The organism is Lunatibacter salilacus (assembly GCF_009797935.1).
Lineage (GTDB): Bacteria > Bacteroidota > Bacteroidia > Cytophagales > Cyclobacteriaceae > Lunatibacter > Lunatibacter salilacus.
The window spans coordinates 72,564-87,808 of the sequence record NZ_VOLC01000018.1 but is presented as its reverse complement, the minus strand read 5'-3'; the positions used below and the strand labels follow the sequence as shown (position 1 = coordinate 87,808).

At 48.9% G+C, this 15,245-nt stretch carries 10 protein-coding genes; 7 read left to right on the top strand and 3 right to left on the bottom strand.

All coding sequences use genetic code 11. The features are described from left to right. Window positions 1–21 precede the first annotated feature (21 nt). From FQ608_RS21070 to FQ608_RS21040, 7 genes are all read left to right on the top strand, one after another. Window positions 22–1,020 carry a beta-ketoacyl-ACP synthase III gene (locus tag FQ608_RS21070; RefSeq protein WP_158860468.1) on the top strand — a complete coding sequence of 333 codons (999 nt, stop codon included), beginning with the start codon at window positions 22–24 and terminating at the stop codon, window positions 1,018–1,020. Between the two features lie 32 nt (window positions 1,021–1,052). Continuing rightward, window positions 1,053–1,616 carry an elongation factor P gene (efp, locus tag FQ608_RS21065; RefSeq protein ID WP_158860467.1) on the top strand — a complete coding sequence of 188 codons (564 nt, stop codon included), beginning with the start codon at window positions 1,053–1,055 and terminating at the stop codon, window positions 1,614–1,616. A 116-nt stretch (window positions 1,617–1,732) separates the two neighbouring features. Continuing rightward, the gene (gene accB, locus FQ608_RS21060; RefSeq protein ID WP_158860466.1) at window positions 1,733–2,209 is read left to right on the top strand and encodes an acetyl-CoA carboxylase biotin carboxyl carrier protein; all 477 of its coding nucleotides are present in this window, start codon (window positions 1,733–1,735) and stop codon (window positions 2,207–2,209) included. 33 nt (window positions 2,210–2,242) lie between these two features. Further along, window positions 2,243–3,595, top strand: coding sequence for an acetyl-CoA carboxylase biotin carboxylase subunit (accC, locus tag FQ608_RS21055; RefSeq protein ID WP_158860465.1), 1,353 nt, complete (start codon window positions 2,243–2,245; stop codon window positions 3,593–3,595). Between the two features lie 266 nt (window positions 3,596–3,861). Next, window positions 3,862–6,183, top strand: coding sequence for a PSD1 and planctomycete cytochrome C domain-containing protein (locus tag FQ608_RS21050; protein ID WP_158860464.1), 2,322 nt, complete (start codon window positions 3,862–3,864; stop codon window positions 6,181–6,183). A 1-nt stretch (window position 6,184) separates the two neighbouring features. Beyond that, window positions 6,185–7,642 carry a DUF1501 domain-containing protein gene (locus FQ608_RS21045; RefSeq protein ID WP_158860463.1) on the top strand — a complete coding sequence of 486 codons (1,458 nt, stop codon included), beginning with the start codon at window positions 6,185–6,187 and terminating at the stop codon, window positions 7,640–7,642. Between the two features lie 34 nt (window positions 7,643–7,676). Further along, a complete protein-coding gene (locus tag FQ608_RS21040) occupies window positions 7,677–9,815 on the top strand; it encodes a c-type cytochrome domain-containing protein (RefSeq protein WP_158860462.1) in 2,139 nt (712 codons plus the stop codon). A 69-nt stretch (window positions 9,816–9,884) separates the two neighbouring features. Here the strand turns inward: FQ608_RS21040 and FQ608_RS21035 are convergent, their stop codons facing one another. The 3 genes from FQ608_RS21035 to FQ608_RS21025 all read right to left on the bottom strand — a co-directional run bounded on the left by FQ608_RS21035 (window position 9,885) and on the right by FQ608_RS21025 (window position 14,784). Continuing rightward, window positions 9,885–11,996: a xanthine dehydrogenase family protein molybdopterin-binding subunit gene (locus FQ608_RS21035; RefSeq protein ID WP_158860461.1), complete on the bottom strand. Its 2,112-nt coding sequence runs from the start codon at window positions 11,994–11,996 to the stop codon at window positions 9,885–9,887. Between the two features lie 93 nt (window positions 11,997–12,089). Continuing rightward, window positions 12,090–14,405 carry a xanthine dehydrogenase family protein molybdopterin-binding subunit gene (locus FQ608_RS21030; protein WP_234364313.1) on the bottom strand — a complete coding sequence of 772 codons (2,316 nt, stop codon included), beginning with the start codon at window positions 14,403–14,405 and terminating at the stop codon, window positions 12,090–12,092. Continuing rightward, window positions 14,329–14,784, bottom strand: coding sequence for a (2Fe-2S)-binding protein (locus tag FQ608_RS21025; protein WP_158860460.1), 456 nt, complete (start codon window positions 14,782–14,784; stop codon window positions 14,329–14,331). The genes FQ608_RS21030 and FQ608_RS21025 overlap by 77 nt, the downstream gene beginning before the upstream one ends. Between the last annotated feature and the right edge of the window lie 461 nt (window positions 14,785–15,245).

Below are 15,245 nucleotides of genomic sequence, written 5' to 3'. Positions count from 1 at the left end.
ACATCCAAAAGAAAACATTCCATGAGAAAAACCAGAGCTGTCATCACTGGAGTACACGGTTGGGTACCTGACTATGTACTGACCAATAAGGAACTTGAAACCTTAGTAGATACCAATGATGAATGGATTACCAGCCGTACAGGCATCAAAGAAAGACGAATTTTAAAGGGAGACCATCAAGGTACTTCCGTCATAGCCACTGAGGCAGTAAAAGGTTTGCTTGAAAAAACCAACACTTCACCTGATGAAATTGACCTGATTATTTGTGCTACCGTCACCCCGGACATGTTTTTCCCCTCTACCGCCAACTTGGTAGCGGCCAATGTTGGTGCCAATAAGAGCTATGGTTTTGATATCTCTGCCGCATGCTCAGGCTTTTTATATGGACTGACCGTGGGCAGCCAGTTTATTGAAACGGGCTTTCACAAAAAAGTAATCGTAATTGGTGCTGATAAAATGTCCGCTATTGTCAATTATGAAGATAGGTCTACCTGTATCATATTCGGAGACGGTGGGGGAGCTGTGTTATTGGAGCCTACGACGGAAGATTTGGGAATCGTGGATTCCATATTGCATTCAGATGGAGGGGGAGCCGATTACCTGCACATGAAAGCAGGTGGCAGTCTTCGTCCAGCTAGTTTGGAGACTATTGCCAGAAAAGAACACTACATTTTCCAAGAAGGATCTACGGTATATAAATTCGCCGTCACCAACATGGCGGAAGTGAGTGCCGAAATCATGGCCAAGAATAACCTGACCGGAGATGATGTCGACTGGCTTGTACCGCATCAGGCAAACAAACGAATCATAGACGCCACGGCTAGCCGAATGGGTATCGGTCCGGAAAAAGTCATGTTAAATATCGAAAAATATGGAAATACCACCGCAGGCACCATACCCCTTTGTTTATGGGACTATGAATCCCGTCTGAAAAAAGGAGACAACTTAATCCTTGCTGCCTTTGGCGGTGGTTTTACCTGGGGCTCCATCTACCTCAAGTGGGGATATGACACCAAATAAGCTCTTAACCAATTACTTAAACAAATCAACCAATGGCAAGTACCGCAGACTTTAAGAATGGGTTATGTTTGGAATTCAACCACGACATCATGACCATTGTCGAATTTCAACATGTAAAACCGGGCAAAGGTCCGGCTTTTGTAAGGACCAAATTAAAAAGCCTAACATCCGGTAAGGTATTGGACAAAACTTTTAATTCCGGAGAAAAAGTCACCACTGCCCGTGTCGAAAAACGGCCCCATCAATTCATCTATGCAGATGACATGGGCTATCACTTCATGGATTCGGAAACTTTTGAGCAAATACCCATCGAAGAGTCACTTATTGAGCGTCCAAAATTATTGAAGGAAGGCCAAATGGTAGACATCCTTATCCATGCTGAAACGGAAAAACCATTGGGTGTAGAGTTACCTGCATTCGTGGAACTGATGATCACCTATACAGAGCCCGGAATCAAGGGAGATACCGCAACGAATACGCTGAAGCCGGCTACTTTGGAAACCGGAGCGGTGGTAATGGTTCCTCTTTTCGTAAACCAGGACATCCTGATTAAAGTAGATACGCGGGACGGTTCTTATTCAGAAAGAGTGAAATAAATACAAAAACCTTCATTAAATTTTATTACATTAGAGGGCTTGAAAAGTTTAAAGACCTATAATTCTGCCCCATCGTGTTACAGCTTATCCTATAGCACCTACCAAATAAATGAATTATGAAAGCCAAAGAGATACAAGAGTTGATTGACTTTATTTCCCATTCAGGCCTAGCCGAAGTAAAAATAGAGACGGATGAGTTTAAGCTCTCCATAAAAAAAAGTGCTGATGCACCAGCTGCTGTTCGCATGGTGGAAACACCGGCCCAGATGGTAACCTCCCACAATAGTGCTCCCAGTCCACAAAATACCCCTTCACCAAGCAGTACTTCGGCAGATGAAGTCAATATCCGCCACAAAGAAATTAAATCTCCCATGATAGGCACCTTTTACCGATCATCCAACCCGGAAACAGGACCATTTGTCAGCGTAGGTGACACCATTCAGGCCGGCCAAACTGTTGGAATTATCGAGGCCATGAAGCTTTTCAACGAAATTGATGCTGAGATTTCAGGAAAGATCGTAAAAGTATTGGTGGAAAATTCCTCTCCAGTTGAATTCGACCAACCCCTGTTTTTAATCGAGGTGGCAGAGTAAAATTGATTACGCAAAAAACTGACTCAGAAAAAAGTGTTTAAAAAAATATTAATAGCTAACAGAGGGGAAATAGCTCTACGCATCATTCGGACTTGCAAGGAAATGGGCATCAAAACGGTGGCTGTATATTCCACTGCTGACAAGGACAGTCTTCACGTTAGGTTCGCTGACGAGGCGGTTTGTATAGGTGCTGCACCCAGCAAGGATTCTTATCTGAACATCCCCCGAATCATTGCGGCAGCTGAAATCACAAATGCTGATGCCATCCATCCCGGTTATGGATTTCTTTCGGAGAATGCCGAATTCTCCAGAATCTGTGAAGAGTATGGAATAAAATTCATCGGTGCCAGCCCCGAAATGATCAATCAAATGGGAGACAAAGCCACCGCAAAAGCGACCATGGCTAAAGCAGGTGTGCCCACGATCCCTGGATCGGAGGGGTTACTTAAGGATGTTGAGCAGGGATTGAAAATTGCCGATAAGATCGGCTATCCGATTATCCTCAAGGCAACAGCAGGAGGCGGAGGCCGGGGAATGCGGATCGTGAAGGAACCTGCCGAATTTAAAAAAGCTTGGGATGATGCGAGACAGGAATCCGCAGCCGCTTTTGGAAATGACGGCCTCTATCTGGAGAAGTTTGTGGAAGAACCACGCCATATTGAAATACAGATCATTGGAGACAGTCGTGGGCGCGCATGCCACCTATCCGAAAGGGACTGCTCAATTCAACGCCGCCACCAGAAACTCGTAGAAGAAACTCCCTCGCCCTTTATTACGGACGAATTGCGCGATCAAATGGGCCTTGCGGCCATCAAAGGAGCAGAAGCCATCGCTTATGAGGGTGCGGGTACAGTAGAATTTTTGGTTGATAAGCACCGGAATTTCTATTTTATGGAAATGAATACCCGTATTCAGGTGGAGCATCCCATTACTGAAGAGGTAACAGATTTCGATTTGATTAAAGAACAAATCAAAGTAGCCGTGGGAGAACCCATCAGTGGGAAGAATTATTACCCGAAGCTATTTGCCATGGAATGCCGGATCAATGCGGAAGATCCTTCCAACGGATTCAGGCCCAGCCCGGGAAAAATTATAAACCTTCATCTTCCCGGTGGAAGAGGGGTACGGATTGACAGCCACGTATATGCGGGATATGTGATCCCTCCAAATTATGACTCGATGATTGCTAAATTGATCGTCAGCGGACAATCCAGAGAAGAGGTGATCGTGCGGATGAAGCGGGCTTTGGAAGAATTCGTCATAGATGGAATCAAAACAACCATTCCTTTTCATCTCGCGTTGTTGGAAGACAAGGAATTTAAGGCTGGAAACTTTACAACCAAGTTTTTGGAAACGTTTGATTTCTCCAACATCAAAAAGGTTTAACTCATAAAAGCTGCTTATTGGCAGCTTTTTTTTATGCCCTCCATGAAATGGGTACCAAACTAATCTCCTGTTTTTTTTGTTGCTAATAACTGAAGGCGTTCAATACGTTGACAGAACATCACCTCTCCCGGGACTTATCTGCTCCCGCTCCGAATGCCAATAGTCTCCAGCAAATGCCATTCCGACCTATAAAAAAAATTACTTTGGTTTTTGTTGGAAAATTAATCAAATTTGAAATTAAGAAATAGAATTAACAACCCAAAAAAATGCTCAAACGCTTTGTTCACCTAATTCTTATTTTTGTCTTCTACTTGGCAGCAGCCTGTAGCCAAAAAGGAGACAATTCCTCCTCCCTTGTCGACAGTGACCAACTCAGCTATAACTTCCACATCCGTCCGATACTATCCGACAACTGTTTTGCCTGCCATGGCCCGGACGCCAACAAGCGCGAGGCTGGCCTGAGGCTGGACACGGAAGAGGGTGCATACGCCGCCCTGAAGGAAAACCCTTCCGCCCACGCCATTGTTCCCGGTGACGTCCGTTCCTCAGAAGTCGTAAACCGCCTCTTTGCAACGGACGAAAACGAGATGATGCCTCCCCCTGAATCCAACCTGAAGCTCAGCGGGGAAGAAAAGGAAACCATCCGGAAATGGGTCGCACAAGGAGCTAAATATGAACCCCATTGGGCTTTCGTACCCCCCGTAAAGGCGCAACTTCCCAAAGCAGGTTCCGGTGAATGGGCCAAAAATGAAATAGACGCATTCGTGCTTGCCGCCTTGGAGCGGCGCGGGATGGAACCCAACGACCCGGCCTCAAAAGCACACCTACTCAAGCGGCTAAGTTTTGACCTGACAGGACTTCCCCCCTCACCGGAGATGGTCCGTGAGTATGTTGAAGATGACAGCCCGGAAGCCACAGACAAAATAATTGACAGACTGCTGTCTGACACCGCCTTTGGGGAGCGTATGGCAGTGCTATGGATGGATATCTCCCGGTACTCCGACTCCTACGGTTACCAGGATGACAACATCAGAACCCAATGGCCCTACCGCGACTGGGTTATACATGCATTTAACCAAAATCTGCCCTACGACACATTTATCACCTGGCAGCTTGCCGGAGATCTTCTCCCGGATGCCAATAAAGAACAAATCCTCGCGACGGCTTTTAACCGCAACCACAAGTATACCGAGGAGGGTGGTGTCATCGAGGAAGAATACCGCATAGAATACATTTTGGACAAGACCAATACGTTCACCAAGGCAATACTGGGACTCACCGTCGAGTGTGCCCAGTGTCACGACCACAAATATGACCCCATCTCACAGGAGAACTATTTCCAGCTCTTCTCCTTCTTCAACAACACACCGGAAAAGGGTTATGAGGGCGATGTGAGCGTGTCCAAGCCTGCCAAGACACCCATCATGTGGGTGGAAAATGAGGATTTAACCGGGGTACTGGACTTTATCAACCACAAGGACAGCAGCCGGATCATGGTTTCGGTGATGGAGGATTTCTCCGATACCGTCCGCACCACCTACATCTTGGACAGGGGAATATATGATGCCCCCACCACAGCCGTGACCCCTTCCACCCCGGAGAAAATATTCGCGTTCAACGACTCCAAATATTCCAAAAACAGGCTAGGCCTCGCCGAGTGGACCTTCGATGAGGAAAACCCCCTTACCGCCCGTGTTTTCGTAAACTTGATCTGGCAGGAACTGTTTGGCAGCGGCATCGTGAAATCCGCCGGCGACTACGGCATGCAGGGCGACTTGCCATCACATCCTGAACTGTTGGACTGGCTTGCCGTGGACTTCCGGGAAAGCGGCTGGGACGTCAAGTACCTTGTCAAAAAAATCGTGTCTTCGGCTTCCTACCAGCAGTCAGCCGAAGTTAACCGGAGCAACTTGGAACGCGACCCGGAAAATATTTATCTTTCCAGGGCTCCCCGGCTTAGGCTGAATGCGGAACACATCCGGGACCACGTACTGGCCAGCAGTGGATTGTTGGTCCGGGAAGTCGGCGGACCCAGTGTGAAGCCCTACCAGCCCGAAGGGTTGTGGGAGGCCTCCACCTCCGGGAGGGGCGAACTGGCCGTATACCGGCAGGACCGAGGAGATGCCCTCTACCGCAGGGGACTATACACGTTTATCAAACTTACATCACCCCCACCGAAACCCATTATCTTTGACGGAAGTAACAGAGACCTGTGTGAAGTTACACGAAGCCGTACAAACACCCCGTTACAGGCTTTAGCCATGTTGAATGATCCCCTGGTGTTGGAAGCAGCCCGCACGCTGGCCTCCTCGCTGGCTGACAAACATGGTGCGGATGCGGAAGCAGCCATCTCGGAGGCCTTCGTGCGAATCGTCTGCAGGGAACCGAAAGACGAAGAAATATCCCTGCTCGCGGGCTATTACGCCGAGGAAATGGGCAGGTTTGAAACCCGTCCGGAGGAACTGCTCAAATCAGTGTCCGTCGGGAAATTACCTGTGGGCGACACCTTAAAAACCCCCGGGGCGGCTGCCCTGATGCAGGTCGTGGTAGCCCTGTATAATTTGGAAGAAGCAATAACAAGAACTTGATATGGAAAAGGAAAGATTGGAAGGCGGACTCAACGAAAACAGGAGAAAGTTTCTCTCCAAGGCAAGCCTTGGGCTGGGCAGCCTGGCCTTGGGGTCACTGCTGGTACCGGACCTGTTTAGCGGAAAACCTTCATTGGATACGGACAAACTGATGGCAAACATCCCCCATTTTGCGCCAAAGGCAAAGCGGGTGATCTATTTATTCCAAAATGGAGCACCCAGCCAGTTGGAATCCTTCGACTACAAGCCGGAACTCAGCAAACGAATGGGTGAGGAGCTTCCCGACTCAATACGGCAGGGGCAGCGCCTCACGGGCATGACAGCCGGGCAGTCCTCCTTTCCCATGGTGGGATCCCACCACGGGTTCAAACAATACGGGCAGGAAGGAGCTTGGATCAGCGATCTTTTCCCCCATACGGCAAAAATAGTCGATGACATCTGCATCGTCAGGTCCATGCATACCGAGGCGATCAACCACGACCCCGCATTGACTTTTTTCCAGACCGGCGCACAGGTGGGCAACCGTCCAAGCATGGGTGCCTGGCTGAGTTATGGGCTGGGAAGCGAAAACAACAACCTGCCCGGCTTCTGCGTGCTTCTTTCCAGGGGAAAGGGCAACGGACAGGGCGTTTACTCCAAACTTTGGACCAACGGCTTTCTCGACTCCGTGCACCAGGGGGTGCAGTTTAGCAGCGGCGAAGAGCCCGTGCTTTACCTTTCCGACCCCGAAGGAATGGACAGGACGGACCGCAGGCGGATGCTTGACAAGTTGGCCAGCCTCAACCAGATTAACTACGAATCCTTCGGCGACCCCGAAATCACCACCAAGATCCAACAATACGAAATGGCTTACCGGATGCAGACGGCTGTTCCCGAGGTGACCGACATCACCAAGGAGCCGGACAGTATCGTCAAGCTATACGGACCTGAGTGCCTGGTACCCGGCACCTATGCGGCCAACTGCCTGCTGGCCCGAAAGCTCTCCGAAAACGGGGTGCGTTTCGTACAGATCTACCACCAGGGATGGGACCAGCACGGAAACCTCCCCAACGAGATGGCCGGTCAGGCCCTTGACACCGACCAGGCATCCGCCGCACTGATCACGGACCTCAAGCAGCGTGGCCTGCTTGACGAGACCCTGGTTATTTGGGGTGGCGAGTTTGGAAGGACCAACTACTGCCAGGGACGGTTTTCTGCGGACAACTACGGAAGGGACCACCACCCAAGGGCCTTTTCCATCTGGATGGCAGGGGGCGGCGTGAAGCCGGGAATCGTTTATGGCGAGACGGATGAGTTCGGATATAATATCACCAAAGACCCCGTGCACGTTCACGACTTCCAGGCCACCATGCTCCAACTGCTGGGGCTGGACCACGAAAGGCTGACTTTCCGCCACCAGGGAAGAAGATTCCGGCTGACTGATGTCTCCGGCAAGGCCGTCAGCGGGCTGATTGCCTAACCGGACAAAGCTGCCAGTAACCTTAAATACCCATATGTCAACCCAAAAATTAAAGAGTGCCGCCGAACAGGTATTGTTCGGCACCCACGTGTTTGTTTTAGTTCTAGTACTTGCTGAAAACCGGTTAGTCATACCCGATTGGCTACACGTGTTCGGGAGACTGCACCCGCTGGTTCTCCACTTTCCCATTGCCGTACTGTTGATAGCAGTAGTCGTACTGGCGTTTCCATCCCTGATGAGGGACAAAAGTGATTCCCGCCATTACGGAAACGGCCTTCTTTTGACAGGATGCCTCGCGGCATCCTTCACGGTTATCGCCGGAATGCTGCTTTCCCGGGAACCGGGATACGAGGCTGATGCCCTACACTGGCACAAATGGACGGGACTGGCCGTGTTCTGGGGCTCTTCCCTGCTATATGTGTACCTGGAAAAATCCCCCCCCGCACTCCGCAATGCGGGCCTGGCCTTTATCACTGCCACTCTACTTGTATCCGGCCACCTTGGAGCCTCCATCACCCACGGGGAAGACTTCGTCACCGCGCCCCTTGCCGGGAGTGGGGAGCAAATTGTGGATTTGGAAGATGCCGAGGTATTTGCCCATGTAGTCATGCCCATCCTGGAGAAAAAGTGTGTCAGCTGCCACAAAGCTTCCAAACAGAAGGGGGAACTCCGCATGGACAGGCCGGAGTTTATCACGACAGGAGGGGAATCCGGACCGGCCGTGGTACCGGGGGATAGGGATAACAGCCTGATTTTCCAGCGTATCCACCTCCCACTGGAAGATGAAGACCATATGCCCCCCAAGGGCAAACCTCAATTGACGGACGAGGAAAAGGCAATTTTGGAATCCTGGATAGACAGTGGTGCCGAGTTTGAAAGAAAACTGCTTGCGATGCCCGACACCACCTCATTTTTCAGGCTTGCGGTGGCCAAATTCTCCAACGTGGAAAAAACCTATGACTTTCCCAAGGCGGATGCCGGGAAAGTCAGGGAACTCACCAATTTCTACCGAAAGGTGCAGGCATTGGGAATGAATTCCCCCGCCCTGTCCGTGAGCTACTTCGGGAGGGCCGCCTTTGATCCAAAATCCCTGGCGGAACTTGCCCCCGTGCGGCAACAGACGGTGTCTCTGAACCTGAACAACATGCCGATCGACGATGCGACCATGGCCGAACTGAGCAACTTCCCCAACCTGGAACGCCTATACCTCAACTTTGCCTCCATAAAGGGTGAAGGAATTGGTCAGCTCTCCGGATTGGAAAACCTCCGTCTGCTCTCCCTTTCGGGGAATCCGCTGGAACCCACTGCCGCAGTGGAGTTGGAAAAACTCAAAAATCTCCGGCAACTGTTTCTATGGAACACGGGGCTGGAACCCCAAGTGGTTGACCAAATAAAAGCAGCCCTGCCAAATACCAGGGTGGAGACAGGCTATAAGGATGACGGCACCGTCTATCAACTGAATCCGCCCGTAATCAAATTCGACAACGCTTTTTTCAAGGAGAAACTTCAGGTTGAAATCAAACATCCCATACAGGGTACGTCCATCTTCTACACCTTGGATGGCACTGAACCGGACAGCAGCAACTATTCACTTTATGAGGGGCCGCTGGAAATCTCCGAAAACCTTACCCTGAAAGCACGGGCCTTCTCTCCGGGATGGACTGGCAGTAATTTATCCTCCGCGGAATTTATCCAGTCGGACATCAGCCCAAAATCCTATGAACTTACATACCCACCGGCCGACAGGTACAAGGGAGACGGAGTTGCCAGCCTGTTCGACAAGGCCAAGGCAATACCGGACTCGTGGAACCTCAACTGGCTGGGTTTTCTCAACAGCCCCCTGGAGGTGGAAATGGAATTTGAGGCGCCCACTGACATCAATTCCATGTCACTTTCGATCTGGTACAACAACGGTTCGCGGTTTTTTCCTCCCGCCGAAGTGGAGATCTGGACCAAAAAAGGCGGGGGGGAATGGACGCTGTCAAAAAAACACAAACCCCGGCAGCCTACCCAGGAGGACAAAAATGCCCTCACCCAGATAGAAATTCCATTCTCAGGCCAGGGAATCGAGCAAATGCGCTTCATCGCCCAACCAATAGCCTCCCTACCCGCATGGCACGGAGCAAAAGGCCAAAAGGCTTGGATTATGGTGGATGAACTCGTAATGAATTAAAAACAACAAATCTCCCAATAGAGATTTATTGAAAGATCGACTTAAACTTTTATATCATATTTTAAAAAATCAAACTCTTGGAAGACGGCCATCCGGTAACATTGGGAGTCGATTGATTTTCACACCGCAAGCATCGGCAATAGCGTTTCGAATGGCAGGTGCCACCCCTATGATCGGCGTTTCGCCGGACCCGGCAGAAGGGAGATCAGGTCGGTTGACCAATACCGTTTCTATTACAGGGACATCTTTAAACCGTGGTACTCTATAGCTGGATAAAGATGCATTTGTAACAACTCCCTGCTCAAATTCAATTGCTTCAAATAAGGCTCCACCCAACCCCTGTAACACACAACCGGTGATTTGGCTTTCCAGATGCCTGGGATTAATGATCGCACCACATTCGAATGCAGTAACTATGCGTGTGATGGAAACCTCTCCGGTAGCGACATCTACCTCTACTTCGGCACAGGATGCCACAAATCCTCCTTTTACGGTCCCACATCCCAACCCATATCCGGACCCGGGGGCTTTGCTGCGCTTCCATCCAAATTTCTCTGTTGCGGCTACCAACACATTGCTTAGGCGTTCATTTTTGAGATATTTCAATCTGAAATCCAAGCTATCCATACTTAACAAATCCGCCATGTCGCTCATTTGGCTTTCCATGGCAAAGGTATTGGCCGTAGATGCTAAAGCTCTATAAGAACCTTGACGCAAGGGAGGATCTGAGGAAATATATTGGTGGTGTTTTGTATCGACCTCATACGGAGACTCAATTCCAGATCCCCCGGAATTAAAATTGTAAATTTCCCAAGAAGACAAGCCTCCAGAATCAGTTCCTGCACATTTTACCCGTATTACTCCCGAGGGACGCAGATAAGCCCATTTGAATTCTTCCTCACGCGTCCAGCTTACCTTTACTGGCTTTCCGACTGCTTTGGCCAGTCTGGCTGCTTCAACGCCTGCTTCAGCGGTATGCTTCCCCCCATATCCTGATCCCGTATCCGGCATGATCACCCGAACATTGCCTTTGGAAATACCAAATTCGTTACTCAAGTCTTCCTGTACACCAAAGGGTTTTTGGGTACCTGTCCACACAGTAAGTTTATCCCCTTTCCATTCCGCCATTCCTACCCGGGGTTCCAGCGGAACATGGGCAATATAATCAATTAAGAACTCCTGCTCCAGTTGAATGGAAGACTGGGTAAATGCTTTTTCAACACCGTTTTTAGGGGAAGGGGAATTTTTGGATTTGCTTACCAGATGCTCGAATAAATTACTGCGGGATGGCTGCTCGGAATGTCTCCACTTTGCCTGGATCAGTGCGAGAGCGACTTGGGCAGTGGATGAGTCCCTCGCCGTTACCCCTATAAATGATCCGTCTTTCACTACCTGAACGCCAGGCATACGTTCCGCCTCAGAGGTATCAATTTCAATCAATTCAGCACCTACGGCGGGGCTCCTTAATATCTTTCCATATACCATTCCGGGAAGCGTCATGTCAGAAGCATATTTATGCCGACCCGTAATGAAATCCCTTCCGTTTATCTTTGGAACTGATGTTCCGGCAATTCTCCACTGTTCCACAGGAACCAATGGGGCGGAAGAATCTACATCCCGGAGCAACTTCTTTCCGGACACCAAGTCCGCATAACTCAATTTCTTGCCGTTTGAAGGGTGGGCGATGGTTCCCCTTTCCAAGTCCAAGGACTGTTTTTCCAAGTTCCAAGATTCCGCTGCAGTCTCCAATAAGATCTCCCGAACAGTCGCTGCTGCTCGCCTCAGCAGAGGAACCATTTGTGGTGTAGTTCGACTTCCGGTTGTGCCACGGTCGTATGGGGTACGCATGGTGTCGCTCAAAATTAAGTCAATGTCATCTACCGAAACAAACAGCTCCTCAGCCAACACTTGTGTGAGGGATGTACGAATATTCTGACCAACTTCCGCCTTTCCCGAAAAAACGGTTATCCTTCCTGTATCACTGACGTGAATCCAAGCGGCCAAGCTATCCGCCGCATCCGCAGCTAGCATCTCCCCCATCACTATATCGGATAGCATCACGCAAGAAGCTACACCTACACCCATTCGTTTGAAAAATGTCCTTCGACTCAAATTAGTCACCGCAGACTTCGAAATCCCACTTTTAGCTTTCAGGGTTGGGTTTGCTTTTGTTTTCGTCATGATACTTCCATTATTTTACTTCAAACACCTTATTTTAGAGCTACTCCTCCATACCGTCATCATTTTACGGATAGTATCTGTTTGTAAGTCTAATTATACAGTGATGCTACCGCTTGGGATCATGGGAAGGTGGTTGAGCTTTTTACCCGTTACTTCGAATATCGCATTTCGGATAGCCGGAGCGACAGCGACTATAGGCGCCTCACCTGCACCTGCCGGAGGTAAATCCTTTCTGTCAAGCAGAACCACCTCAATGGCCGGAATATCCGCAAATCGTGGTACCCGGTATCCAGAAATTGACGCATTTAATACTTCTCCTTCTTTAAAATCTATCGCCTCGAAAAGTGCTCCACCAAGGCCTTGAAGCACGCACCCAACTACTTGGCTTTCCAAGTGTCGGGGATTTATGATCGCACCGCATTCAAAGGAAGTGACCAAACGTATCACTTTCACTTCTCCGGTTTCCGGATGCACACTCACCTCCGCACAGGTAGCAACAAAACCACCCTTGACAGCGCCACAGGCAATGCCAAATCCATGGTCCTTTTTCCGGGACTTATCCCAGCCAAATTTATCGGCACAAGCTGTCAAGGCATTAGTTAAGCGCTCATCCTGCAGGTGTTTTAACCGAAATCCCAGGGGATCAGATCCAATTTCCGCCGCCAGATCGTTAAACTGGGATTCTATGGCAAATATATTTGCAGTGGATGCCAAAGCCCTGTAAGACCCCTGCCTGAGAGGGGTATCCGCAGCCAAGAACTGATCGTGTTTGGCTGCAATGGTATAGGGTGCCTGTATGCCGGCATTGCCAGAGTTATAGTTATGAAATTCCCAAGCCGTGACTTTTCCCGAGGAATCCATTCCACTTCTGACATCGATCACCCCTGCCGGTCTCAAGTAGGCCCATTTAAACTCTTCTTCCCTTGTCCAGGTTACTTTTACCGGCTTGCCAGTAGCCTTAGCTAGTTTGGCGGCTTCAATGCCTGCTTCTCCAGTGTGTTTACCACCATAACCGGAGCCGGTATCTGGCATGATTACCCGGACGTTTTCTTTAGGAATGTCAAATGCTCTTTGTAATTCCTCCTGGACTCCAAAGGGACGTTGGGTTCCTGTCCATACGGTAAGTTTATCCCCTTTCCATTCGGCCACACCGGCTCTTGGCTCTAAGGGCACATGAGCGATATAGTCAATTGTAAATGTTTGATTTAGCTTGAATGAGGCCTGGCTTAAGGCGTCAGTTAGCTCTGATTTTGATTCGGGTTGATTTCTGGCTGTTTTTTTTAAATGGCCGAATAGGTCTTTTCGGGAGGGCTGGGGCGTCCGATCCCAAGTGGCTTCTAACATAGCCAAAGCCATATTGGCGGTGGGAGAATCAGGAGCGGTCACCCCTACAAAGTCTCCGTTTCTGACCACAGTTACACCTTCCATGGATTCCGCCCGTGAGGTATCCAAGTTTTTCAGCTTGGCCCCGTTAGCGGGGGCACGTAGAATTTTGCCATAAACCATTCCAGGCAAGGCCATATCCGAAACGTATTTGTGCCTCCCTGTAATAAATGACTTCCCTTCTATCTTGGGAACCGATGTACCTGCCACTTTCCATGAAGACACAGGCACCACGGCTACTTCGCTATCCACCTGCTGAAAAAGTTTCTTGCCTTGGGAAAGCTGGGAATAGCTTAGGCGTTTGCCGTTACTTGGATGAATAACTATACCCTTTTCCATCTGAAGTCCGCTTTTGCCAACGGACCATTCTTTGGCTGCGGTCTCTTTAAGCAATTCACGCACGGATGCTGCCGCCTTTCGCAATATAGGTGCCATCTGAGGCGTAGTCAGGCTACCGTAGGTCCCCCTATCGTACGGAGTAAGGTCTGTATCTCCCATGATAAGGTGAATATCTTCTACCTCTACAAAAAGCTCTTCCGCCACGACTTGGGCCAGAGAAGTCCGGATATTTTGTCCCACTTCCACCTTACCTGTAAATACAGTGATTTTTCCTGATTCGTCAATATGTATCCAAGATGCTATCGCGTCTTCAGCGAGCGAGGGATCCAACTGGTTCAGGATTTCGGCGGACACCACATCCGACACCACGACAAAGGAGGCGATCCCCAGTCCCATTCGTTTGAAGAATTTCCTTCGGGAAATGGGTCCACGGATTAAATCCTGCTGATGAAGCTCATACTGCTCCGGGTAGAGGTCCATTTGGGAATTCATTGACTTTTTCATTCGTTTATATTTGTTTTTCTTTGGCCTCATAGCCTGTCCCGAATTATTCGGGAGAATCTCGCAACCATAATCATCCCTGCGTGTAAGGTTCTCGTTGTGCTCGATTTCATGCGAGTTGTTTTCCGGCTTGATAAATGGCTTCCACGATTTGCGGATAAGTACAGCATCTACAGATATTGCCATTCATGGCATCCACAATCTCCTGTTTGGTTGGATTGGAGTTTTTCTCCAACAGAGCCACCGCATTGATAATCATTCCAGGTGCGCAATAGGCACATTGGAATGCATCCACCTCTAAAAACGCCTGTTGTACAGGATGCAGTTCTCCGTTAGTTTCCAACCCTTCGATGGTGATCACTTTTTTCCCCTGCACCGTAACTGCGGGGGTAATACAGGCAGGTAAAGGAGTTCCATTGACCAGGACCTTACATGCGCCACAGGCCCCTTCCCCACAGCCATATTTGGTCCCTGTCAGATCAAGTTGCTCCCGCAAGGCCTCCAGAAGGCTGGGATTTGCCGTGACATCTATGGTCAGCTCCTTTCCATTTACATTTATTTTCATAGGTTTATAATTTATTTTTCAAAGGTCATAACTTGCCCGTACTGAAAGTCGGGATAGCCTGTCACGAATTTATTCGGAACCTGCCTACCGTCAGGCAGGGAATCTAACTACTATAATCATCCCAATGAGTGACGATCACGTCATGCCTGCCTGTCCGGTAGGCAGGCTCGATTTCATATGTTTATTATTTTGGACGAAAAGTTAAGATAGTGATTATCAACTTTAAAAGCAAAAACACTCTTTTCCCAATTTTTATTTATTCATTACTTAACCATATTAAATAGCTTACTGTTAAATTTTTTAATCTTTTTACGTGATAAAATATTTTTATTTCTATAGACAAGAAACGAATTTACTGACTTTAGTTACTGTAATAATTTATTCCTATTCCACCTATCGATTTATCTTCCAGATTCTTGCATAAAAAAATATTTAAAATAATGCTTGTTTTTTCAACAAAA

Excerpts from the sequence above, each read along its gene's own strand:
- accB (WP_158860466.1), top strand. The coding sequence starts at position 1,733 with ATGAAAGCCAAAGAGATACAAGAGTTGATTGACTTTATTTCCCATTCA.
- FQ608_RS21040 (WP_158860462.1), top strand. The coding sequence starts at position 7,677 with ATGTCAACCCAAAAATTAAAGAGTGCCGCCGAACAGGTATTGTTCGGC.
- FQ608_RS21035 (WP_158860461.1), bottom strand. The coding sequence starts at position 11,996 with ATGACGAAAACAAAAGCAAACCCAACCCTGAAAGCTAAAAGTGGGATT.
- FQ608_RS21025 (WP_158860460.1), bottom strand. The coding sequence starts at position 14,784 with ATGAAAATAAATGTAAATGGAAAGGAGCTGACCATAGATGTCACGGCA.
- FQ608_RS21070 (WP_158860468.1), top strand. The coding sequence starts at position 22 with ATGAGAAAAACCAGAGCTGTCATCACTGGAGTACACGGTTGGGTACCT.
- efp (WP_158860467.1), top strand. The coding sequence starts at position 1,053 with ATGGCAAGTACCGCAGACTTTAAGAATGGGTTATGTTTGGAATTCAAC.
- FQ608_RS21030 (WP_234364313.1), bottom strand. The coding sequence starts at position 14,405 with ATGGCAATATCTGTAGATGCTGTACTTATCCGCAAATCGTGGAAGCCA.
- FQ608_RS21045 (WP_158860463.1), top strand. The coding sequence starts at position 6,185 with ATGGAAAAGGAAAGATTGGAAGGCGGACTCAACGAAAACAGGAGAAAG.
- FQ608_RS21050 (WP_158860464.1), top strand. The coding sequence starts at position 3,862 with ATGCTCAAACGCTTTGTTCACCTAATTCTTATTTTTGTCTTCTACTTG.